Origin of the sequence: Pseudomonas sp. Leaf129, assembly GCF_001423465.1 — a bacterium.
GTDB classification, from domain to species: Bacteria; Pseudomonadota; Gammaproteobacteria; order Pseudomonadales; family Pseudomonadaceae; genus Aquipseudomonas; species Aquipseudomonas coleopterorum.
This window is the reverse complement of record NZ_LMOC01000001.1, coordinates 419,869-441,361: the sequence shown is the minus strand read 5'-3', so window position 1 is coordinate 441,361 and position 21,493 is coordinate 419,869. Positions and strand designations below refer to the sequence as shown.

At 62.4% G+C, this 21,493-nt stretch carries 20 protein-coding genes; 12 read left to right on the top strand and 8 right to left on the bottom strand.

The window, feature by feature from the left end; all coding sequences use genetic code 11:
* Positions 1 to 15: 15 nt before the first annotated feature.
* Genes cysG through ASF66_RS01970 form a run of 6 tightly spaced genes read right to left on the bottom strand, consistent with a single transcriptional unit; the run spans position 16 to position 7,610 of the window.
* The gene (cysG, locus tag ASF66_RS01995) at positions 16 to 1,407 is read right to left on the bottom strand and encodes a siroheme synthase CysG (RefSeq protein ID WP_056842498.1); all 1,392 of its coding nucleotides are present in this window, start codon (positions 1,405 to 1,407) and stop codon (positions 16 to 18) included.
* A complete protein-coding gene (serS, locus tag ASF66_RS01990; RefSeq protein ID WP_049860111.1) occupies positions 1,408 to 2,688 on the bottom strand; it encodes a serine--tRNA ligase in 1,281 nt (426 codons plus the stop codon). It abuts the gene before it with no gap.
* A gap of 26 nt (positions 2,689 to 2,714) precedes the next feature.
* Entirely contained in the window at positions 2,715 to 3,089 is a 375-nt protein-coding gene (gene crcB, locus ASF66_RS01985; RefSeq protein ID WP_049860110.1) for a fluoride efflux transporter CrcB, read from the bottom strand.
* Positions 3,086 to 4,411, bottom strand: a complete 1,326-nt coding sequence (locus tag ASF66_RS01980; protein WP_049860109.1) for a replication-associated recombination protein A — start codon at positions 4,409 to 4,411, stop codon at positions 3,086 to 3,088. The genes crcB and ASF66_RS01980 overlap by 4 nt, the downstream gene beginning before the upstream one ends.
* Before the next feature lie 21 nt (positions 4,412 to 4,432).
* Positions 4,433 to 5,056: an outer membrane lipoprotein chaperone LolA gene (gene lolA / locus ASF66_RS01975; protein ID WP_049860108.1), complete on the bottom strand. Its 624-nt coding sequence runs from the start codon at positions 5,054 to 5,056 to the stop codon at positions 4,433 to 4,435.
* 37 nt (positions 5,057 to 5,093) lie between these two features.
* Complete coding sequence (locus ASF66_RS01970; protein WP_082484384.1) at positions 5,094 to 7,610, bottom strand: DNA translocase FtsK; 2,517 nt, start codon at positions 7,608 to 7,610, stop codon at positions 5,094 to 5,096.
* 42 nt (positions 7,611 to 7,652) lie between these two features.
* Here ASF66_RS01970 and ASF66_RS22390 point away from each other — a divergent pair, with 42 nt between their 5' ends.
* The 4 genes from ASF66_RS22390 (at position 7,653) to infA (ending at position 9,804) form a co-directional block, all read left to right on the top strand.
* Positions 7,653 to 8,030, top strand: a complete 378-nt coding sequence (locus tag ASF66_RS22390; protein ID WP_156463110.1) for a hypothetical protein — start codon at positions 7,653 to 7,655, stop codon at positions 8,028 to 8,030.
* Positions 8,031 to 8,039: 9 nt separating this feature from the next.
* Positions 8,040 to 8,720: a leucyl/phenylalanyl-tRNA--protein transferase gene (gene aat / locus ASF66_RS01965; protein ID WP_056842496.1), complete on the top strand. Its 681-nt coding sequence runs from the start codon at positions 8,040 to 8,042 to the stop codon at positions 8,718 to 8,720.
* A gap of 58 nt (positions 8,721 to 8,778) precedes the next feature.
* The gene (locus tag ASF66_RS01960; RefSeq protein WP_056842495.1) at positions 8,779 to 9,486 is read left to right on the top strand and encodes an arginyltransferase; all 708 of its coding nucleotides are present in this window, start codon (positions 8,779 to 8,781) and stop codon (positions 9,484 to 9,486) included.
* A 99-nt stretch (positions 9,487 to 9,585) separates the two neighbouring features.
* Complete coding sequence (gene infA / locus ASF66_RS01955; RefSeq protein WP_002553999.1) at positions 9,586 to 9,804, top strand: translation initiation factor IF-1; 219 nt, start codon at positions 9,586 to 9,588, stop codon at positions 9,802 to 9,804.
* A gap of 140 nt (positions 9,805 to 9,944) precedes the next feature.
* Here infA and clpA read toward each other — a convergent pair whose 3' ends face one another.
* Positions 9,945 to 12,215 carry an ATP-dependent Clp protease ATP-binding subunit ClpA gene (clpA, locus tag ASF66_RS01950; protein ID WP_049860104.1) on the bottom strand — a complete coding sequence of 757 codons (2,271 nt, stop codon included), beginning with the start codon at positions 12,213 to 12,215 and terminating at the stop codon, positions 9,945 to 9,947.
* 29 nt (positions 12,216 to 12,244) lie between these two features.
* Entirely contained in the window at positions 12,245 to 12,607 is a 363-nt protein-coding gene (gene clpS / locus ASF66_RS01945) for an ATP-dependent Clp protease adapter ClpS (RefSeq protein ID WP_043190060.1), read from the bottom strand.
* A gap of 229 nt (positions 12,608 to 12,836) precedes the next feature.
* On the opposite strand from clpS, the gene cspD reads away from it, so the two are divergent.
* The 8 genes from cspD (at position 12,837) to ASF66_RS01905 (ending at position 21,354) form a co-directional block, all read left to right on the top strand.
* A complete protein-coding gene (gene cspD / locus ASF66_RS22825; RefSeq protein WP_049860221.1) occupies positions 12,837 to 13,106 on the top strand; it encodes a cold shock domain-containing protein CspD in 270 nt (89 codons plus the stop codon).
* Positions 13,107 to 13,567: 461 nt separating this feature from the next.
* On the top strand, positions 13,568 to 15,796 hold the full coding sequence (locus ASF66_RS01935) for an NADP-dependent isocitrate dehydrogenase (RefSeq protein WP_056842494.1): 2,229 nt from the start codon (positions 13,568 to 13,570) through the stop codon (positions 15,794 to 15,796).
* A 187-nt stretch (positions 15,797 to 15,983) separates the two neighbouring features.
* Positions 15,984 to 16,424 carry an NUDIX hydrolase gene (locus ASF66_RS01930; RefSeq protein WP_049860102.1) on the top strand — a complete coding sequence of 147 codons (441 nt, stop codon included), beginning with the start codon at positions 15,984 to 15,986 and terminating at the stop codon, positions 16,422 to 16,424.
* A 59-nt stretch (positions 16,425 to 16,483) separates the two neighbouring features.
* Positions 16,484 to 17,605 (top strand): tRNA 2-thiouridine(34) synthase MnmA, encoded by a 1,122-nt coding sequence (gene mnmA / locus ASF66_RS01925; RefSeq protein WP_056842493.1) that lies wholly within the window; start codon positions 16,484 to 16,486, stop codon positions 17,603 to 17,605.
* A complete protein-coding gene (gene hflD / locus ASF66_RS01920) occupies positions 17,602 to 18,222 on the top strand; it encodes a high frequency lysogenization protein HflD (protein ID WP_056842492.1) in 621 nt (206 codons plus the stop codon). Before mnmA ends, hflD begins: the two co-directional genes overlap by 4 nt.
* An 89-nt stretch (positions 18,223 to 18,311) precedes the next feature.
* Positions 18,312 to 19,682 carry an adenylosuccinate lyase gene (purB, locus tag ASF66_RS01915; RefSeq protein WP_056842491.1) on the top strand — a complete coding sequence of 457 codons (1,371 nt, stop codon included), beginning with the start codon at positions 18,312 to 18,314 and terminating at the stop codon, positions 19,680 to 19,682.
* Between the two features lie 84 nt (positions 19,683 to 19,766).
* On the top strand, positions 19,767 to 20,936 hold the full coding sequence (locus tag ASF66_RS01910) for a ribosomal protein uL16 3-hydroxylase (protein WP_049860098.1): 1,170 nt from the start codon (positions 19,767 to 19,769) through the stop codon (positions 20,934 to 20,936).
* Positions 20,929 to 21,354: a GNAT family N-acetyltransferase gene (locus tag ASF66_RS01905; protein WP_056842490.1), complete on the top strand. Its 426-nt coding sequence runs from the start codon at positions 20,929 to 20,931 to the stop codon at positions 21,352 to 21,354. The genes ASF66_RS01910 and ASF66_RS01905 overlap by 8 nt, the downstream gene beginning before the upstream one ends.
* Positions 21,355 to 21,493: the final 139 nt, after the last annotated feature.

Here is a 21,493-nt window from a genome sequence, read left to right as displayed (position 1 = left end):
TCGGTGTGCCCCTGCTCAGCGGTATTGCGCGCCGTCGAACCAGGCGAGTTTTTCCCGCAGCACCACTACTTCACCCACGATCACCAAGGTCGGAGCATGCACTTCGTGCTCGGCAACCATGCGTGGCAGATCCGCCAGCGTGCCCGTAAATACCCGCTGGTTCACTGTGGTGCCCTGCTGGATCAACGCCGCCGGTGTATCCGCGCCACGCCCGTGGCGGATCAGCTCTTCACAGATGATCGGCAAACCGATCAGGCCCATGTAGAACACCAGCGTCTGCCCCGGTGACACCAGATCGTGCCAGGGCAGGTCGCTGGTGTTGTTCTTGAGGTGCCCGGTAACGAAGCGCACCGATTGCGCGTAGTCGCGGTGGGTCAGCGGAATCCCGGCATAGGCCGCACAACCACTGGCCGCAGTGATGCCGGGCACCACCTGGAAGGGAATACCGTGAGCGGCGAGCTCTTCGATCTCTTCACCGCCACGACCGAAGATGAACGGATCGCCGCCTTTGAGGCGCAGCACACGCTTGCCCTGCTGGGCCAGCGCCACGAGCTGCTGGTTGATCTGTTCCTGCGGCAGGGCGTGCTCGGCGCGACGCTTGCCGACGTACACACGCTCGGCGTCGCGGCGGCACAAATCGAGAATCGCCGGCGCGACCAGGCGGTCGTACAGCACCACGTCGGCCTGCTGCATCAAGCGCAGAGCACGGAAGGTCAACAGGTCCGGATCGCCAGGCCCCGCGCCCACTAGGTACACCTCACCGGGCGCATGGGGCGGCGCGCCGTCGACCTTGGCCTGCAGCATGCGCTCGGCCTCGGCGCCCTGCCCGGCCAGTTGACGGTCGGCGATTGGGCCCTGGAACACTTCCTCCCAGAACGCACGGCGCTGAGTGACGTCCGGGTACAACGCCTTGACCTTCTGCCGAAAGCGCGCCGCCAGGCCGGCCAGCTCGCCATAGGTCGAGGGAATCCAGGTTTCCAGCTTGGCGCGGATCAGACGGGCCAGCACGGGCGCGTCACCCCCACTGGAGACCGCCACCACCAACGGCGAGCGATCGACGATGGCTGGGAAGATCACCGTGCACAGCGCCGGAGCGTCGACCACGTTGACCGGGACGCAGCGCGCGCGGGCATCGGCCGACACCTGGGCGTTGAGCGGTTCATCGTCGGTGGCGGCAATCACCAGCTGACAGCCGTCCAGGTCGTGGCTCAGGTAGCCTCGGTCGAGCATCTGTCCGCCGCTGCCGCGCACCAGCTCGGCCAGTTGCGGATCGATGCTCGGCGCAACCACCCGCAGCACCGCGCCCGCTTCGGCCAGCAGGCGCGACTTGCGCAGGGCGATCTCGCCCCCGCCCACCACCAGGACCTGGCTGTCGCGCAGTTTGTGGAAAAGCGGTAGGAACTCCATTTAGCCGATGACCTCGAGGCCGCCCATGTAAGGCTTGAGAACCTCGGGCACGCGGATGCTGCCGTCGGCCTGCTGATAGTTTTCCAGCACCGCCACCAGGGTACGACCGACCGCCAGGCCCGAGCCGTTCAAGGTGTGCACCAGTTCAGGCTTGCCGGTTTCCGGATTGCGGAAGCGGGCCTGCATGCGGCGCGCCTGGAAATCACCGGTGTTGGAACACGAGGAAATCTCGCGGTACTTGTCCTGGCTCGGCACCCAGACTTCCAGGTCGTAGGTCTTCACGGCGCTGAAACCCATGTCGCCGGTGCACAGCGCCAGGACGCGGTACGGCAGCTCCAGGGCCTGCAACACCCGTTCGGCGTTGGCAGTCAGGCTTTCCAGCGCTTCCATGGACTTGGACGGCTCGACCACCTGGACCATCTCGACCTTGTCGAACTGGTGCTGGCGGATCATGCCACGGGTGTCGCGCCCCGACGCACCGGCTTCGCTGCGGAAGCACGGAGTATGGGCAACGAACTTGAGGGGCAGCTGTTTGACGTCGAGGATCTCGCCGGCCACGATGTTGGTCAGCGACACTTCGGCCGTTGGAATCAGATACAGATCGGCCTCGCCGTCACGGCTGATCTTGAACAGGTCTTCCTCGAACTTGGGCAACTGGCCGGTGCCCTGCAAGGCCGGTGCCTGGACCAGGTACGGGGTGTAGGCTTCTTCGTAGCCATGCTCGCTGACGTGCAGGTTGATCATGAACTGCGCCAGGGCACGGTGCAGGCGAGCGATAGGGCCGCGCATGATGGCAAAGCGCGCACCGGACAGCTTGGCCGCCGTTTCGAAATCCAGGCCGCCGGTCTTGCCACCCAGCGCGACGTGGTCCTGCACCGGGAAGTCGAAGGTGGCAGGCGTACCCCAGCGACGGACTTCGACGTTGCCGTCTTCGTCTTCGCCGACCGGGACCGATTCGTGGGGCAGGTTGGGAATGCCCAGGGCGATACCGTCCAGCTCACCCTGCAATTGCTCCAGCTCGACCTTGCCGCGGCCCAATTCTTCGGCGATGGACTCGACCTGCGCCTTCAACGCGTCGACGTCGCCGCCGCTCTTCATGACCTGGCCAATGGACTTGGACAGCGCGTTGCGTTCGGCCTGCAGTTGCTCGGTGCGGGTCTGCACGGTCTTGCGCTGGGCTTCCAGCGCCTCGATGCGTGCCACATCTAGGACATAGCCACGGCTGGCAAGGCGATCCGCTACGTCCTGAAGCTGGCTACGTAACAGTTTGGAATCGAGCATGTCGGTCTCTCGTTTATCAGTATTGGTCAGATTTTAGTCAGTGCCAGGCCGGCCCAGGTGGCCAGCAGGCCGCCGAATACGCTCACTGCGCAGTAGCCCATGGCAACCAGTCCCTGGCCGCTTTCGAGCAAGCGCACGGTGTCCAGCGAAAATGAGGAAAAGGTGGTCAGGCCGCCCACGAACCCCACCATCAGTCCCGAACGGATTTCGACCGGAATGTCCGGGCGAATCATGAACAGGCCGTACAGGTAGCCGATGATCAGGCAGCCGACAATATTGACGGCCAGCGTACCGGTATAGAACAGGCGTGGCCAGTTCGCATTGATGTAGGTGGCGGTAAACAGCCGCAGCAAGGTGCCGACCACCCCACCCAGGGAGACCGCGATGATGGTCGGGATCACTCGGTTCTCCGCCGTCGGGGGCTATTGTCGTCCAGGCTGGACAGGTGTTTGAGCTTCTCGCCGATCTTCAATTCCAGGCCGCGGGGCACAGGTCGGTAGTAGTGGCGCGGGCTCAGTTGTTCGGGGAAATAGTCCTCGCCGGCCGCGTAGGCGTCGGGCTCGTCGTGGGCGTAGCGGTACTCGTCGCCATAGCCCAACTGCTTCATCAACTTGGTCGGGGCGTTGCGCAGGTGCAGCGGCACTTCCAGGGAACCGTGCTCGGCTGCTTCGCGCATGGCCGCCTTGAAGCCCATGTACACAGCGTTGCTCTTGGGCGCGCACGCTAGATAGACGATCGCCTGGGCTACGGCCAACTCGCCCTCCGGACTGCCCAGGCGCTCCTGCACGTCCCACGCCGACAGGCACAGGGGCAACGCGCGCGGATCGGCATTGCCGATGTCTTCGCTGGCCATCCGCACCACGCGCCGCGCCAGGTAGAGCGGGTCGCAACCGCCGTCGAGCATGCGCGCGAACCAGTACAGCGACGCATCCGGATTGGAACCGCGCACTGACTTGTGCAGGGCCGAGATCTGGTCGTAGAACGCCTCGCCGCCCTTGTCGAAACGCCGACGGGTGTCGCCCAGCAGGCTCTGCAACAGTTCGGTGCCGATTTCCTCGCCGTCTTCGGCGAGGTCCGACGCATTCTCCAGCAAGTTGAGCACGCGGCGCCCATCACCGTCGGCGGCCGCCATGAGCATGGCGAAGGCTTCGTCACCCAGGCGCAGCCGACGCTTGCCCAAACCCCGCTCCTCATTCAGCGCGCGATCGACCAGACGCCGCAGGGCCGCCTCGTCCAGGCTCTTGAGCACGTAGACACGAGCCCGCGAGAGCAAGGCGTTATTGAGCTCGAAGGAAGGATTCTCGGTGGTGGCACCGATGAAGATCAGCGTGCCGTCTTCCACATAGGGCAGGAAGGCATCCTGCTGGGACTTGTTGAAGCGATGCACTTCGTCGACGAACAGAATCGTGCGACGGCCGTACTGACCGGCCTGCTGCTTGGCCACCTCGACCGCCTGGCGAATCTCCTTGACCCCGGCCAGCACCGCCGAGACGGTTTCGAAGTGCGCGTCCGAGACTTTCGCCAGCAGCCGCGCCAGGGTGGTCTTGCCCACGCCCGGCGGACCCCAGAAGATCATCGAGTGCAGGGCGCCCTGCTCCAACGCTTCGCGCAACGGCTTGCCACGGGCGAGCAGATGCTCCTGGCCGACATATTCGTCCAGGTTGCTTGCGCGCAGGCGGGCAGCCAGCGGCTGGGCGATGGGATCGCTGCGAAACAGGTCCATGGGCTGGCAATCGACCTCGAATTATTCCTGGATCACGTCCGCCCCTTTGGGGATGTCGAACTTGAACTTGCTGGCAGCGATCGGCTCGTTGGCCTTGACGTTCATGAAGAGGATATTGGTGCGCTGGCCAACGCTGTCGATCAACTGCATGTCGTTGATCATGCCCTTGCGGAACGACAGGCGCAGCGAGTCGAACAAGGTGTCACGCGTCTTGGGCTTGAGCACAAAATCGATCACGTCACCGGCTTCCTTGGCGCTGATGTCGAAGCTCTGGCTGATCTTGGACACGTCACCAGACAACAGCAGTGCCGGGGTCTGGGTCAGGCGCTGGTCGAGATTCTTGATGGTGACCTGCTCCAGGTCCGGGTCCCACAGCGAGACTTTCTTGCCGTCGGAAACCATCAGCTGTTCCTGGGGCGCATCGGTGTGCCAGTTGAACAGGCCAGGGCGCTGCAGGGCCATCTCCCCAGCGGTTTCCTGCAACTGGGTACCGCTGCCATCCAGGGTCAACTGGGAAAAGCGGGCGGTCAACGTCTGGGACTTTTCCAGCAGTTGCGTCAAGCGCGCCACGTCCTTCTGGTCGGCATGCACCGACAGGCTGGACAGGGCCAAAGCAGAAACCAACAGCATGCGAATCAGGCGCATGGGAATCCTCGTTCTAGGGTAAGGCGCGAGCGTTGCATCAGTCGCGCATCGGGCCCGGCGCGATCACTTCGCGCGAGCCATTGGTATTCATCGGCGTGACCACACCGGCCATTTCCATCGACTCGATCATCCGCGCCGCGCGGTTGTAGCCGATCTTGAGCTTGCGCTGCACTGCCGAGATGGACGCGCGACGGCTTTCGAGGACGAAGTTCACCGCTTCGTCGTAAAGCGCATCGCTCTCGCTGTCGTCACCGTCACCGCCACCGCCGCTGTTTTCGAAGCCACTGCCGGCCTCTTCGACGCCGGCCAGGATGTCTTCGTTGTAATCCGGCACGCCCCGCTGCTTCCAGGCCTCGACCACGCGGTGTACTTCTTCGTCGGAAACGAAGGCGCCATGTACGCGAATCGGCAGACTGGTGCCTGGCGGCATGTAGAGCATGTCACCGTGACCCAGCAGTTGTTCGGCGCCACCCTGGTCGATGATGGTCCGCGAGTCGATCTTGCTCGACACCTGGAACGCCATACGGGTCGGAATGTTGGCCTTGATCAGGCCGGTGATGACATCCACCGACGGTCGCTGGGTGGCCAGGATCAGGTGGATACCGGCAGCACGGGCCTTCTGGGCGATACGGGCGATCAACTCTTCGACCTTCTTGCCGACGATCATCATCATGTCGGCGAATTCGTCCACCACCACCACGATGGTCGGCAGGGTCTTGAGCAACGGCGCCTCGTCGTGAATGCTTTCACGCTTGTACAGCGGGTCACTCAGCGGTTCGCCAGCCTCTTCGGCATCCTTGATCTTGCGGTTGAAGCCCGCCAGGTTGCGCACGCCCATGGCAGCCATGAGCTTGTAGCGCCGCTCCATCTCGGCCACGCTCCAGCGCAGCGCGTTGGCCGCGTCCTTCATGTCGGTGACCACCGGGCACAGCAAATGCGGAATGCCTTCGTAGATCGACAGCTCGAGCATCTTGGGGTCGATCATGATCAGCTTGGCGTCTTCAGGACCCGACTTGAACAGAATCGACAGGATCATCGCGTTCACGCCCACCGACTTACCGGAACCGGTGGTACCGGCTACCAGCAGGTGCGGCATCTTCGCCAGGTCGGTGATGACCGGCTTGCCGCCGATGTCATGACCCAGGGCCATGGTGACGGGCGACGTGGCCTGATCGTACTGGGGCGAGGACAGCACTTCGGAAAAGCGCACGATCTGCCGGTCTTCGTTGGGAATCTCGATACCCACGGTGGTCTTGCCGGGAATGACTTCGACCACCCGTACGCTCAACACGGCCAGCGAACGCGCCAGATCCTTGGCCAGGTTGGAAATCCGGCTGACCTTGACGCCGGCCGCAGGCTGAATCTCGTAGCGGGTGATGACCGGGCCGGGGTGGATGGAATCGACGGTCACTTCCACGCCGAATTCCTTGAGCTTGACCTCCAGTAACTGCCCGACAGCCGCGAGCGACTCGGGCGAGTAGTTGACCTTCTTCTGCTCGGCCGGGTCGAGGATGGAAATCGGCGGCAGCGTACCCTGCACGGCGCTGTCGACGAACAACGACGCCTGTTTCTCCTTCTGCACCCGCGCGCTCTGCTCGGCAGGCTTGGCACTGGATGCGCCGAGGCTGCTTTCTTCGCTCAACGGCTTGATCGGCACCGCAGGTCGCGCAGGCTGGCTCGGCGCGATCTGAGCCGGTGCAGGATTGGTTGCGACCGAGGAGGCCGGCATGATCGGCGCCACGGGACGAGGCTGCGGACTCGGCTGGCTCGACAGCGTCGGTTCCACCGGCAAAGGCCGAGCGGGCTTGGGCTTGGCCAGATCCCGCGGTTCGCTCATCCGCGGCGCGGCGTAGGCTGGCTCGTCCACTTCGCGCAGTTGGGCCACCAGTTGCTTGCGTTCGGCACGCGCCGCCCACCAGCGGGTGACTGAGCCCTGCATGAGTTCGAGCAGATCGAGGGTGATCTTGCCGGTCATGTCCATGACCTTGAACCAGGACAGGTCGGTGAATACCGTCAGACCGAACAGGAACAACGCGATGAACAGCAGGGTACTGCCCTGGATGTTCAGGGCACTGAGCGCCAGGTTGCCCAGGCTTTCGCCCAGCGCACCCCCGGCTGACGCGGGCAGGCTGCCGGCGGAATGGAAATGAATGTGCGCCAGCGCCGCGCCGGAGAGAATCAGGAACACCAGGCCGATCAGGCGCCACGAGAACAGCCAGCCGCTCCACTGCCAGGGCTCATGGCGCTGACGGAAGATCTGCCAGGTCTTGACGGCCAGCAACAGCGGGAAGATGTAGGCGAAATAACCCAGCACCATGAACAGAATATCGGCGGCGAACGCACCGGCGCGGCCTGCAGCGTTCTGCACTTGGTCCATGTTGCTGCTGGTATGGCTCCAGCCCGGATCGGTCTGGTCGTAGGTCAACAACGCCATCCACAGATACAGGCACAGCGCGCCCATGGCGATCAGGGCGCCTTCCTTGAGGCGGTAGTGCATCTGCTGACGCCAGACAGGCACCGATGCGGGAGCGGATGAGGCAGTGGATTTCTTCAAAACGCTTGATTTCCTGCGCCTGTTGGAGCGCGCAACTGATGAATGACTAAAAACACAGCAAATGGCCAGTATCGGTTGGGAACGGGCCCTGCAAAGATTGCATTGTACGGGTTTGTCGGCAATTCGCGCATCCGCAATATGAGCATCTGCCGCCGTGCGCTTTCGGACACCGTCGTCGAACCGAATCATCGGTTGATTCGACCGCACATTGCCTTTGCCGACAAGACCTTACGCGCGGATCTTGAAGAACAGTCACGTGGGACTGCAAAAGCGCAGAAAAGTTACATGAAAGCGGCCACCCCAATCCTGTCCGGTATCGTGCAGGCAGACCGCGCTGCATCGGCGGTGCACGTTGGCGGGCCAGCCGGATCATGGCAGGATGAACCCATCGCCCACCCGTACCACCCTCCCCTGCCGTAGCGAACAACCATGCTGACTTGGCTCAAACGAAACGAATTGGTCTTTCCACCCCTGAGCAAAGCCATGCGCGAGCCCAACGGCCTGCTCGCCGCTGGCGGCGACCTCAGTCCCGAGCGCCTGATCCAGGCCTACAGGCACGGCTGCTTCCCCTGGTTCGAGGAAGGCCAACCGATTCTGTGGTGGTCACCCGACCCGCGCACCGTGCTGCTGCCCGCCGAAGTGCACGTTTCCCGCAGCCTGCGCAAAGTGCTGCGCCAGGGCTGTTTCAGGGTCACGTTCGACCGTGACTTCGCGGCAGTGATTGCCGAGTGCGCCGGGCCACGGAACTACACGGACGGGACCTGGATCACCGACGACATGCAACGTGCCTACCTTGCCCTGCACGAGCAGGGTCACGCCCACTCGGTCGAAGTGTGGGACGGCGATGCGCTGGTGGGCGGGCTCTACGGCCTGGCGATGGGCCGGCTGTTCTTCGGCGAGTCGATGTTCAGCCGTGCCGACAATGCCTCGAAGGTCGGTTTCGTGACCTTGGTCGAACACCTGCAGCAAGCCGGGTTCGTGCTGATCGATTGCCAGATGCCGACAGACCATCTGCACAGCCTGGGTGCCCGAAGCATTGCCCGCGAGACATTTGCCGACTATCTGAACCAATACCTGAACCAGCCCAACAGCGCGACGTGGCGGCGCTAGGCGAGTTATCCAGCACTGGCATACACTGAACGTACTGGTTTCATTCCGAGGGTCCATCATGACTGAGTTGGCGCGCTTGAAGTTCTATGCCACTCAACCCCATTCGTGCAGCTACCTGCCCGACGAGCAAGCCACGACCTTGTTTCTCGATCCGAGCCAGCCGATGGACGTCAATGTCTACGCTGACCTCTCGGAAATGGGTTTCCGCCGCAGCGGCGACCATCTCTACCGGCCGCACTGCCAGCGCTGCAGCGCCTGCGTGCCGGCGCGCATCCCGACAGCAGGCTTCACCCCTTCACGCCAGCAGAAACGCATCCTCAAGCGCAACCCCGACGTGCAGGTGACCTGCGCCACTCCGCGCTTCACCGAAGAGTATTTCGATCTGTACCAGCGTTACATCGAGCAGCGTCACGCCGACGGCGACATGTTTCCGCCCAGCCGGGATCAATTCTCGACCTTCCTGGTGCGCGACCTGCCCTTTTCCCGCTTTTACGAATTCCGCCTGGAGGGGAAGCTGGTGGCGGTTGCTGTGACCGACGTACTGCCCAACGGCCTGTCTGCCGTGTACACCTTCTACGAACCGACCGAGGAGCGCCGCAGTCTGGGCCGCCTGGCGATTCTCTGGCAGATCGAGGAAGCCCGTCGCTTGAATCTGGATGCGGTGTATCTGGGGTACTGGATCAAGAACTGTCAAAAGATGAATTACAAGACCCAATATCGCCCGATCGAGCTGCTTATCAACCAGAGATGGGTGACTCTTAACTGAACCCCTTGGCTTGAGCCCCCTTTTTCGGGCACAATGCACGCCGCTTTTGCCTGGCGCAGTTGCACCGGGCCATCAACTGGATACCGAGGGTTTTACTGCATGTCGAAAGAAGACAGCTTCGAAATGGAAGGCACTGTCGTCGACACCCTGCCCAACACCATGTTTCGCGTGGAGTTGGAAAACGGGCACGTCGTAACCGCGCATATCTCCGGCAAGATGCGCAAGAACTACATTCGTATTCTGACCGGTGACAAGGTGCGTGTTGAACTGACGCCCTATGATTTGAGCAAAGGGCGCATCACCTACCGCGCTCGCTGAACCGAGACACATGAAAACGCCCGGCATTGCCGGGCGTTTTTGTGTGCGCAGGGTTTGGACATTAAAAGCTACGCGACTTGCGCCGCTGCTACAGGGATCATACAAACCCATGTAGCAGCGGCGCGAGCCGCGTCAGGCCGTCATGCCATCTCAGCCGTGGTCTCGAAATCGAAGGTCAGCTCGCCGTCCTTGATGTCGATGTGCACCACGCCGCCATGCTCGGCCAACTCGCCGAACAGGATTTCTTCCGCCAACGGCCGCTTGATCTTGTCCTGAATCAAGCGCGCCATCGGCCGCGCGCCCATCTGCACGTCGTAGCCACCGGCCGCCAACCAGCCGCGAGCGGCGTCGGTGACTTCCAGTTGCACACGCTTGTCTTCCAGCTGCGCCTGAAGCTCGGTGAGGAACTTGTCGACCACACTCTTGATGACTTCGTGGCTCAGGCGGCCAAACTGGATGATGGTGTCCAGACGGTTGCGGAACTCGGGCGTGAAGCTCTTCTTGATCACTTCCATGGCGTCCGAAGAGTGGTCCTGATGGGTAAACCCGATCGAGGCACGTGCAGCGGTTTCGGCACCGGCGTTGGTGGTCATGATGAGGATCACGTTGCGGAAGTCCGCCTTGCGACCGTTATTGTCGGTAAGGGTCCCGTGGTCCATCACCTGCAGCAGCAGGTTGAAAACTTCAGGGTGAGCCTTCTCGATTTCATCGAGCAACAGCACACAGTGCGGCTGCTTGGTGATGGCCTCGGTCAGCAACCCGCCCTGGTCGAAACCAACGTAGCCGGGCGGCGCACCGATCAGACGTGAAACGGTATGACGCTCCATGTACTCGGACATGTCGAAGCGCACCAACTCCACGCCCAGCGCCTTGGCCAACTGCCGCGCAGCCTCGGTCTTGCCCACACCGGTGGGACCTGCGAACAGGAACGAGCCGACCGGCTTGTCCGGCGCCTTGAGGCCCGCACGCGAAAGCTTGATGGCGGTGGCCAGCGAATCGATGGCAGCGTCCTGGCCGAATACGGTGAGCTTGAGATCACGCTCCAGATTACGCAGCAGTTCCTTGTCGGAGCTGGTCACATGCTTTGGCGGAATCCGCGCGATCTTGGCCACGATGTCCTCGACCTGAGGCACTTCGATGCGCTTGACCCGATTGGCTTCAGGTTGCAGACGCTGATAGGCACCGGCCTCATCGATGACGTCGATAGCCTTGTCGGGCATGTGCCGGTCATTGATGTAGCGCGAAGCCAACTCCGCAGCGGCACGCAACGCCTCGTCGCTGTACTCGATGTTGTGGTGCTGCTCGAAACGCCCCTTGAGGCCGCGCAGGATACCGATAGTGTCTTCCACCGAAGGCTCGGACACATCGACTTTCTGGAAGCGTCGTGCCAGGGCACGGTCCTTCTCGAAGATGCCGCGGAATTCCTGGAACGTGGTCGAACCGATGCAACGGATATCCCCGGAGGACAGCAGTGGCTTAAGCAGGTTGGAGGCGTCCATCACCCCGCCCGACGCCGCGCCCGCACCGATGATGGTGTGGATCTCGTCGATGAACAAGATGGCTTGCGGACGCTTCTTCAGCTCACCGAGCAACGCCTTGAAGCGCTTCTCGAAATCACCGCGGTACTTGGTGCCGGCCAGCAACGCACCCAGGTCGAGGGAATACACGACGCTGTTGGCGAGCAGGTCGGGCACCTGACTGTCGACGATGCGCTTGGCCAAGCCCTCGGCGATGGCCGTCTTGCCCACGCCTGCCTCGCCCACCAGCAACGGGTTGTTCTTGCGGCGACGGGCGAGGATCTGCGCAACGCGCTCGACCTCGATCTCGCGCCCTACCAGCGGATCGATGCGGCCCTGGCGTGCCAGTTCGTTTAGGTTGCTGGCATAGGCGTCCAGCGGGTTGCTCGACGTGGAGGTGTCACCACCTTCCTCATCCTGCATCTCCTGCTCGCCTTCGGAACTGTCGCCGTGGCCCGGTACCTTGGAAATGCCGTGGGCGATGTAGTTGACCACATCGATTCGGGCCACGCTCTGCTGCTTGAGCAGGAACACGGCCTGGCTTTCCTGTTCGCTGAAGATCGCCACCAGCACGTTGGCGCCGGTGACTTCTCGCTTGCCCGAACTTTGCACGTGGAACACGGCGCGCTGCAGCACACGCTGGAAGCCCAGGGTCGGCTGGGTCTCGCGATCCTCGTCATGCACGGGGATCAACGGCGTGGTGGAGTCGATGAACTCCTGCAGGTCGTGTTTGAGTTTGTCGAGATTGGCGCCGCACGCCCGCAAAACGGTGGCGGCTGCCTCGTTGTCCAATAGCGCCAGCAGAAGGTGCTCCACGGTCATGAATTCATGACGCTTGGAGCGGGCTTCCTTGAAGGCAAGATTGAGCGTGACTTCGAGCTCGCGGTTTAACATAGCTTCACCTCATACCCAAGTGGTCGGCGTTAACCGTCCTTCTCGATTTCACAGAGTAGCGGATGCTGGCTTTCCCTGGCGTACTGGTTGACCTGCATGGCCTTTGTTTCGGCGATGTCTCGGGTAAACAATCCGCATACTGCCCGTCCTTCGGTGTGGACGGCCAGCATGACCTTGGTCGCCAGCTCACGATTCAGATTGAAAAAAACCTCGAGGATTTCGACGACGAAATCCATCGGGGTGTAGTCGTCGTTGAATAGAACCACCTTGTACATCGGTGGGGCCTGTAATGCCGGCTTGGATTCCTGAACGGCAATGCCTGCCGAATCGTCCTCGTGCGACTGCGGGCGGTCTTGATTGAAGGTTAGTCGAATCTGACTGAATGCATGCATGGAAAGAAGATTCATCGTTGAGCGAATAGAAGTAGTGGGTTGGACCTTGTGACCGAATTTTGACTCGGCCGCCGCATGACCTTGACTATCGGCAAAACGGTGTTACAAACAGTAGAACCCACATTGGGGAAGAAAGGTCCGCGCAGTCAACCAAATTTTTTCAATCGATTGATTGCGCATGAAGTGGATGATACTCCAGAGCTGGAGTCCTTTGCAGAGGGATATGGGTATGCACAGTGGTAAAGTCAAGTGGTTCAACAATGCCAAGGGCTACGGCTTCATCATCGAGGACGGCAAGGACGAGGATCTTTTCGCCCATTTCTCCGCCATCGGTATGGAAGGCTACAAGACGCTGAAGGCAGGTCAGGCCGTGGTCTTCGACATTATCCAGGGCCCCAAGGGTCTGCACGCGGTGAAAATCCAGGCGGCGCAGACAGCAACGTCCGAAGCAGCCACTGCCACGTCCGACAACCAGACCAAGGAGTCCGCGGACGCGTGATGCTCAAGCTGGCACAGTGATCGCGAGCAAGCGTTCCGTGGGCCCACGCCCTGCAACCGGAGCGTTTACTCGCCGTCATTGCACCACCGTCTGGTTCGATGCAAACACAGAAAGGCCATCCAGACGGATGGCCTGTCTCGTTTCAGGCATATGTGTTTCCAGTGCACCCGGCGCCGCAGCTTTGTGCCCCCTACACAGTATTCAACGCCACGACCAGTGGTATACTGCCGCAGTGACCACAGGGTCACCCTGGTCGGACCGGTCCGCTCGTGCGAGTTGTCTTGGGGCCATTCTTGGGGCCGTTTGTTGCCGGTCGACCGCTTGACGCTCTACTGATGCATCCCACATCACCGCGACGAATGCTCGACTTTTCGCCTCATTGATGACAACGAGCGAAAGCGCCTATCCTGCGCATCTCGAGATTCTGTGCACGCTCAGCAAAGAAGAGAGTTAATTCGATTATGCCCACCCGCTCAAAGATCATCTACACCTTCACCGACGAAGCGCCAGCCCTGGCCACCTATTCGCTGCTGCCGATCATCGAAGCCTTCACCGCTTCCTCGGACATCGCCGTCGAGACGCGCGACATCTCCCTGGCAGCGCGCATCCTTTCAAGCTTCCCCGAGCGTCTGCAGGCCGGCAAACCCGTCCCGGACGATCTCGCCGAGCTGGGCACCCTGGCCACCACGCCTGAAGCGAACATCATCAAGCTGCCGAACATCAGCGCTTCGGTACCGCAGCTCAAGGCCGCCATCAAGGAGCTGCAGGATCAGGGCTTCAACCTGCCCGACTACCCGGACACCGCCGAATCCGACGCCGACAAGGACACCCGCGCCCGCTACGACAAGGTCAAGGGCAGCGCCGTGAACCCGGTCCTGCGCGAAGGCAACTCCGACCGCCGCGCCCCGCTGTCGGTCAAGAACTACGCACGCAAGCATCCGCACAAGATGGGTGCCTGGGCGGCCGACTCCAAGTCCCATGTAGCCCACATGAGCAGCGGCGACTTCTACGGCAGCGAAAAAAGCGCCCTGATCGAAGCCGATGGCAGCGTCAAGATCGAGCTGGTCGGCAATGACGGCAGCACCACCGTACTGAAGGAAAAGACCAAGGTGCTGGCTGGCGAGATCATCGACTGCGCCGCGCTGAGCAAGAAGGCCCTGCGCGCCTTCGTCGCCGCCGAGATCGAGGACGCCAAGAAGCAAGGCGTGCTGTTCTCCGTGCACCTAAAGGCCACCATGATGAAGGTCTCCGACCCGATCATGTTCGGCCAGATCGTCGCCGAGTTCTACCAGCAGGCGCTGGACAAGCACGCCGACGTGCTGGAGCAGGTCGGTTTCAACCTGAACAACGGCATTGGCGATCTGTACGCACGCATCAAATCGCTGCCGGCGGAACAGCAGGCGCAGATCGAAGCCGACGTTCAGGCCGTCTATGCCACGCGCCCTGCCCTGGCCATGGTCAACTCCGACAAAGGCATCACCAACCTGCACGTGCCCAGCGACGTCATCGTCGACGCCTCGATGCCGGCCATGATCCGTGATTCGGGCAAGATGTGGAACGCCGAAGGCGTGCTGCAGGACACCAAGGCGGTGATCCCGGATCGCTGCTACGCCAGCATCTACCAGGCCGCCATCGAAGACTGCAAGAAGCACGGTGCCTTCGATCCGACCACCATGGGCAGCGTGCCCAACGTCGGTCTGATGGCGCAGAAAGCCGAAGAGTACGGCTCCCACGACAAGACCTTCCAGATCGCCGCCGATGGCGTGGTTCGCGTCAGCGACAGCAATGGCCGCGTGCTCATGGAGCAGAAGGTCGAGGCCGGTGACGTGTTCCGCATGTGCCAGACCAAGGACGCGCCGATCCAGGACTGGGTCAAGCTTGCCGTCAACCGCGCCCGCGCCAGCAGCACCCCCGCCGTGTTCTGGCTCGACCCGGCGCGCGCCCACGACGCCGTGATGATCGAAAAGGTGCAGAAGTACCTCAAGGACCACGACACCAATGGCCTGGACATCCAGATCATGTCGCCGGTCGATGCCATGGCGTTCTCGCTCAAGCGGATTCGCGCAGGGCAGGACACCATTTCTGTCACCGGCAACGTGCTGCGCGACTACCTGACCGACCTGTTCCCGATCATGGAACTGGGCACCAGCGCCAAGATGCTGTCGATCGTACCGCTGATGAATGGCGGTGGCCTGTTCGAAACCGGCGCTGGCGGTTCGGCCCCCAAGCACGTCCAGCAGTTGGTGGAAGAAAACTTCCTGCGCTGGGATTCGCTCGGTGAGTTCCTGGCCCTGGCCGCTTCGCTGGAGCACCTGGGCAGCACCTACGACAACCCCAAGGCGCTGGTACTGGCCGCAACGCTGGACAAGGCCACCGGCCAGTTCCTCGACAACAACAAGTCGCCATCGCGCAAGGTCGGCAACATCGACAACCGCGGCAGCCACTTCTACCTGGCGCTGTACTGGGCCCAGGCCCTGGCCGAGCAGAACGACGACGACGCCCTCAAGGCGCAGTTCGCCCCGCTGGCCAAGACCCTGGCCGAGAACGAGGCGAAGATCGTCGCCGAACTCAACGCCGTTCAGGGCAAGCCAGTGGACATCGGTGGCTACTACCACGCCGATGCCGAGCTGACCCGCAAGGCCATGCGCCCGAGTGAAACCCTGAACGCCGCGATCGCTTCGCTGGTGTAAGGTTTGCCTTGGTAACACCCTCAGCCCCGGCCTTGTGCCGGGGCTGACTTTTTCTGGCATCCGCGACCTCTCGTAGGAGCGGTCATCGGCCGCGAAAAAGGCAACGCGAATTGGCTGATGCACTGCGGTGCTTGTTTCGCGGCCGCGCCCCCCTCCTACGAGAGCCCCATCAACAGGAGATTCCACCATGACCTGGCAACCCCACATCACCGTCGCCACCATCATCGAGGACGACGGGCGTTTTCTGTTCGTCGAGGAAATGAAAGGCGGACGGCTGGTGCTCAACCAGCCTGCCGGCCATCTGGAACCCGACGAAAATCTGCTGCAGGCAGCGCTGCGCGAAACGCTGGAAGAAACCGCCTGGGACGTCGAACTGACCGGTGTGGTGGGCGTGTACCTGTACACCGCGCCCAGCAACGGCGTGACCTACCAGCGCATCTGCTTCAGTGCACGCCCCTTGCACCTGAACCCCGAGCTCGAACTGGATCCGGACATCAGCGGCACAACCTGGCTGACCCGCGACGAGCTGGCCGCACAGGGCCATCGGCTGCGCAGCGAGCTGGTCATGCAATGCCTGGACGACTACCTGAACGGACCGCTGCACAGCCTGGAGCTGATTCGCACCTGAGCGTTTTGCAGCTTACCCTGTTAGAATCGCGTCCTTTTCAGAGACCCCATCGAATCCCTATGCGTGAGCCAGCTCCCCGCCACTGTGCAAAGCAGCGCGTCATCGTCGGCATGTCCGGCGGCGTCGACTCGTCCGTGTCCGCCCTTCTGCTGATGGAGCAGGGTTACCACGTGGAAGGCCTGTTCATGAAGAACTGGGAAGAAGACGACGGAACCGAATACTGCACGGCGCGCGAGGACCTGGCGGACGCCCAGGCCGTCTGCGACAAGCTGGGCATCAAGCTGCACACGGCCAACTTCGCCGCCGAATACTGGGACAACGTCTTCGAGCATTTCCTGGAAGAGTACAAGGCTGGCCGCACGCCGAACCCGGACATCCTGTGCAACCGCGAGATCAAGTTCAAGGCGTTCCTGGACTACGCGCTGATGCTGGGTGCCGACCTGATCGCCACCGGTCACTACGTGCGTCGCCGCGACATCGACGGGCAGACCCAACTGCTCAAGGGCCTGGACCCGAACAAGGACCAGAGCTACTTCCTGCATGCCGTGGGTGGCGAGCAGATCGCCCGTACGCTGTTCCCCGTGGGTGAACTGGAAAAGCCGGAAGTGCGCGCGATTGCCGAGATGCACGGCCTGGCGACCGCCAAGAAAAAGGATTCCACCGGCATCTGCTTCATCGGCGAACGACGCTTCAGCGACTTTCTCAAGCAGTACCTGCCCGCGCAGCCAGGCGAAATCAAGACCACCGCCGGCGACGTCATCGGCCGCCACCATGGCTTGATGTACCACACCATCGGCCAGCGCCAGGGCCTGGGTATCGGCGGGCTGAAGGACGCTGGTGACGATCCCTGGTATGTGCTGATCAAGGACCTGGCCAACAACGAACTGATCGTCGGTCAGGGCAACGAACACCCGCTGCTGTTCTCCCGCGCCCTGCTCGCCTCGGAAATCTATTGGGTGAACCCGGTGGACCTGACCGAGCCGCGGCGCCTGACCGCCAAGGTCCGCTATCGGCAGAGCGATCAGGTCTGCACCCTGGAACAGACCGCCGAAGGCTATCGCGCCGTGTTCGACGAGCCGCAACGGGCGGTCACTCCGGGTCAGTCGGTGGTGTTCTACGACGGCGAAATCTGCCTGGGCGGCGGCGTCATCGAAGTCGCCGAGCCCTGGAGACAGTCATGAACAACCTGCAGGAACAACTGGTAGCGCTAGGTGCGGTGTTCCAGGCGGCCGTGCTGGTCGACCGGATCGCCAAGACCGGTTCTGCCGCCGAGGCCGAGGTTGCCTGCCTGCTGGGCAGCCTGCTGGTGGTCGACCCGCAGAATACGCTGCAAGTCTACGGCGGTGACGACAGCCATCTGCGCGAAGGCTACGGCGCGCTGTCCAGCGCACTGGAGCGCGATCCTGGCAGCCTGCAGCGCGAGCCGCTGCGCTATGCCCTGTCGATGCTGGGTCTGGAGCGGCAGTTGGCCAAACGTGGCGAGATGCTGGACATCATCGGCAAGCGCATCCCGCAGATCCAGAATCAGGTGGAGCATTTCGGCCAGGGCCATGAGAACGTCATCGCGGCCACCGGCGCGCTCTACCAAGACACCCTGAGCACACTGCGCCAGCGCATTCAGGTGCATGGCGATACGCGCCACCTGCAGCAACCCAACAACGCCTCGAAGATTCGCGCGCTGTTGCTGGCCGGCATTCGCTCGGCGCGGCTGTGGCGGCAACTGGGCGGGCATCGCTGGCAGCTGGTGATCAGCCGCCGCAAACTGCTGCGAGAGCTGTACCCCCTGATGCGCGGATGAACGGCCGAACGGTCGGCCCGCGCCGCCCAACCGGCTTTTTTCATGTATAATTCGCGCCCTTTTCAAAGCCCGACTGTCCGAGAATACCCATGCAGCTTTCTTCGCTCACTGCGGTTTCCCCTGTAGACGGCCGCTACGCCGGCAAAACCCAGGCCCTTCGTACCATCTTCAGCGAGTACGGCCTGATTCGCTTCCGCGCCCTGGTCGAGGTGCGCTGGTTGCAGCGCCTCGCCACGCATCCGCAAATCGCCGAAGTACCGGCTTTCTCGGCAGAGGCCAACGCCGTGCTGGACGTGCTGGCCAGTGATTTCGCCCTGGAGCACGCCGAGCGCGTCAAGGAAATCGAGCGCACCACCAACCACGACGTCAAAGCCATCGAGTACCTGCTCAAGGAGCAGGCCGCCAAGCTGCCGGAGCTGGCTAAGGTCAGCGAGTTCATCCACTTCGCCTGCACCAGCGAGGACATCAACAACCTGTCCCACGCCCTGATGCTGCGCGAAGGCCGTGACGACGTCATGTTGCCGCTGATGCGCCAGATCGCCGAGTCGATCCGTGAACTGGCCCACCGCTTCGCCGACGTGCCGATGCTGTCGCGCACTCACGGCCAACCCGCTTCGCCAACGACCCTGGGCAAGGAACTGGCGAACGTGGTGTACCGCCTCGAGCGCCAGATCGCTCAGGTGGCGGCAGTGCCGCTGCTGGGCAAGATCAACGGCGCGGTAGGCAACTACAACGCACACCTTTCGGCCTACCCGCAGATCGACTGGGAAGCCAACGCCCGCGCCTTCATCGAAGACGAGCTGGGCCTGGGCTTCAACCCCTATACCACGCAGATCGAGCCGCACGACTACATCGCCGAGCTGTTCGACGCCATCGCCCGTTTCAACACCATCCTAATCGACTTCGATCGCGACATCTGGGGCTACATCTCCCTGGGCTATTTCAAGCAGCGCACCATCGCTGGCGAAATCGGTTCCTCGACAATGCCGCACAAGGTCAACCCGATCGACTTCGAGAACTCGGAAGGCAACCTGGGCATCGCCAACGCGCTGTTCCAGCACCTGGCGAGCAAGCTGCCGATCTCGCGCTGGCAGCGCGACCTGACCGACTCCACCGTACTGCGCAACCTGGGTGTAGGCTTCGCCCACAGCGTCATCGCGTACGAGGCAAGTCTCAAGGGAATCAGCAAGTTGGAGATCAACACTCAACGCATTTCTGAAGATCTGGACGCGTGCTGGGAAGTGTTGGCCGAGCCGATTCAGACGGTCATGCGCCGCTACGACATCGAGAACCCCTACGAGAAGCTCAAGGAGCTGACTCGCGGCAAGGGCATCAGCCCTGAAGCCCTGCAGACCTTCATCGACGGCCTGGACATGCCAGATCAGGCCAAGGCCGAGCTCAAGCAGTTGACGCCAGCCAATTACATCGGCAATGCGGCCGCTCAGGCCAAACGCGTCTGACACTCGCCACCGACGCTTCGACGCCCGGCTTCGCCGGGCGTTTTTATTCCGGCTATAAAAGCAATATTATTCAGCAGGTTACACATGAAATCTAATACCCCACTTCAAATACTGGGCGGTCTGACTGCCGCTGAATTCCTCCGTGACTACTGGCAGAAGAAACCCCTGCTGGTGCGCCAGGCCTTCACCGATTTCGAAAATCCGTTGAGCGCCGACGAGCTGGCCGGCCTGGCGCTGGAAGAAGAAGTCGAGTCGCGGATCGTCATCGAGCACGGCGCTCAGCCATGGGAAATGCGTCGCGGCCCCTTCGCCGAAGATGAATTCAGCAAGCTGCCGGAAACCGAATGGACCTTGCTGGTCCAGGCCGTCGACCAGTTCGTGCCGGAAGTGGCCGAACTGCTCGAGCACTTCCGCTTTCTGCCAAGCTGGCGCATCGACGATGTAATGATCAGCTTCGCAGCGCCCGGCGGTGGTGTAGGCCCGCACTTCGACAATTACGACGTGTTCCTGCTGCAAGGCCTGGGCAAGCGCAACTGGAAAGTCGGGCAGATGTGCGACTCCCAGAGCCCGCTGCTCGATCATCCGGATCTGCGCATCCTGGCCGACTTCCAGCAGAGCGAAGAGTGGACGCTGGAGCCGGGCGACATGCTGTACCTGCCGCCGCGCCTGGCCCATTGCGGTGTGGCCGTGGACGACTGCATGACCTATTCGGTAGGTTTCCGCGCCCCGAGCGCAGCCGAAGTGCTGACCCACTTCACCGACTTCCTCAGCCAGTTCCTGCCGGACGAAGAACGCTACAGCGACGCCGATGCCGTGCCTGCGGTCGACCCGCACCAGATTCAGCACGACGCGCTGGACCGCCTCAAGCGCCTGCTGGCCGAGCACATGAGCGACGAGCGCCTGCTGCTGACCTGGTTCGGCCAGTTCATGACCGAACCACGCTACCCGGAGCTCGTGGCAGGTGAAGAAGTGGCCGAAGCCGATCTTCTGGCGGAGCTGGAACAGGGTGCCTTGCTGGTGCGCAACCCGAGCGCGCGCTTGGCCTGGTCGGAAGTCGACGAGGACCTGCTGTTGTTCGCCAGCGGCCAGAGCCGCCTATTGCCGGGCGAGCTGCGCGATCTGCTGAAGTTGATCTGCGCGGCCGATGCCTTGCACATCGACAACCTGGGGCCGTGGATGAATGACGAGCAGGGTCGCGCGTTGCTTTGCGAGTTGGTGAAGCAAGGGAGCCTGGGGTTCGCCATCGATGAATAGCATCGAAGTGCGCGTGGCCGACTGGCACAAGGACAACCGAGACATCCGGCGCATTCGCGAGGCGGTGTTCATCGCCGAGCAGTCGATTCCGGCCGAACTCGAGTGGGACGAGGACGATCTGAGCGCGGTGCATTTCCTGGCCGTCGAAGGCGACTACGCGGTAGGTACTGCCCGCCTGCTTGCCGACGGCGAGATCGGGCGAGTCTCGGTGCTCAAGGATTGGCGTGGGCTGCGGGTGGGCGACAAACTGCTGCAAGCGGTCATCGCCCATGCCAATTCGCTGGGTCTGCGCGAACAGAAACTCAGTGCTCAGGTGCACGCCACGGCGTTCTACGAACACCATGGCTTCCGCGTCGTCAGCGGCGAATTTCTCGAAGCCGGCCTGCCCCATGTGGACATGGTCCGCACGCAGGATTGATCGCGCTGCGGTCTGCCCGACACACCCCAGCGCACCGTTCGCGGCCACGGACCGCTCCTACAAGCAGGAATGCGTCGGACCTGTAGGAACGGCCATCGGCCGCGAACGCGCGCTGCGGGTTGTCTGATGCACCGCGACC

Excerpts from the sequence above, each read along its gene's own strand:
- cysG (WP_056842498.1), bottom strand. The coding sequence starts at position 1,407 with ATGGAGTTCCTACCGCTTTTCCACAAACTGCGCGACAGCCAGGTCCTG.
- serS (WP_049860111.1), bottom strand. The coding sequence starts at position 2,688 with ATGCTCGATTCCAAACTGTTACGTAGCCAGCTTCAGGACGTAGCGGAT.
- ASF66_RS01980 (WP_049860109.1), bottom strand. The coding sequence starts at position 4,411 with ATGGACCTGTTTCGCAGCGATCCCATCGCCCAGCCGCTGGCTGCCCGC.
- lolA (WP_049860108.1), bottom strand. The coding sequence starts at position 5,056 with ATGCGCCTGATTCGCATGCTGTTGGTTTCTGCTTTGGCCCTGTCCAGC.
- ASF66_RS22390 (WP_156463110.1), top strand. The coding sequence starts at position 7,653 with ATGACTAAAAACACAGCAAATGGCCAGTATCGGTTGGGAACGGGCCCT.
- aat (WP_056842496.1), top strand. The coding sequence starts at position 8,040 with ATGCTGACTTGGCTCAAACGAAACGAATTGGTCTTTCCACCCCTGAGC.
- ASF66_RS01960 (WP_056842495.1), top strand. The coding sequence starts at position 8,779 with ATGACTGAGTTGGCGCGCTTGAAGTTCTATGCCACTCAACCCCATTCG.
- infA (WP_002553999.1), top strand. The coding sequence starts at position 9,586 with ATGTCGAAAGAAGACAGCTTCGAAATGGAAGGCACTGTCGTCGACACC.
- clpA (WP_049860104.1), bottom strand. The coding sequence starts at position 12,215 with ATGTTAAACCGCGAGCTCGAAGTCACGCTCAATCTTGCCTTCAAGGAA.
- clpS (WP_043190060.1), bottom strand. The coding sequence starts at position 12,607 with ATGCATGCATTCAGTCAGATTCGACTAACCTTCAATCAAGACCGCCCG.
- cspD (WP_049860221.1), top strand. The coding sequence starts at position 12,837 with ATGCACAGTGGTAAAGTCAAGTGGTTCAACAATGCCAAGGGCTACGGC.
- ASF66_RS01935 (WP_056842494.1), top strand. The coding sequence starts at position 13,568 with ATGCCCACCCGCTCAAAGATCATCTACACCTTCACCGACGAAGCGCCA.
- ASF66_RS01930 (WP_049860102.1), top strand. The coding sequence starts at position 15,984 with ATGACCTGGCAACCCCACATCACCGTCGCCACCATCATCGAGGACGAC.
- mnmA (WP_056842493.1), top strand. The coding sequence starts at position 16,484 with ATGCGTGAGCCAGCTCCCCGCCACTGTGCAAAGCAGCGCGTCATCGTC.
- hflD (WP_056842492.1), top strand. The coding sequence starts at position 17,602 with ATGAACAACCTGCAGGAACAACTGGTAGCGCTAGGTGCGGTGTTCCAG.
- purB (WP_056842491.1), top strand. The coding sequence starts at position 18,312 with ATGCAGCTTTCTTCGCTCACTGCGGTTTCCCCTGTAGACGGCCGCTAC.
- ASF66_RS01910 (WP_049860098.1), top strand. The coding sequence starts at position 19,767 with ATGAAATCTAATACCCCACTTCAAATACTGGGCGGTCTGACTGCCGCT.
- ASF66_RS01905 (WP_056842490.1), top strand. The coding sequence starts at position 20,929 with ATGAATAGCATCGAAGTGCGCGTGGCCGACTGGCACAAGGACAACCGA.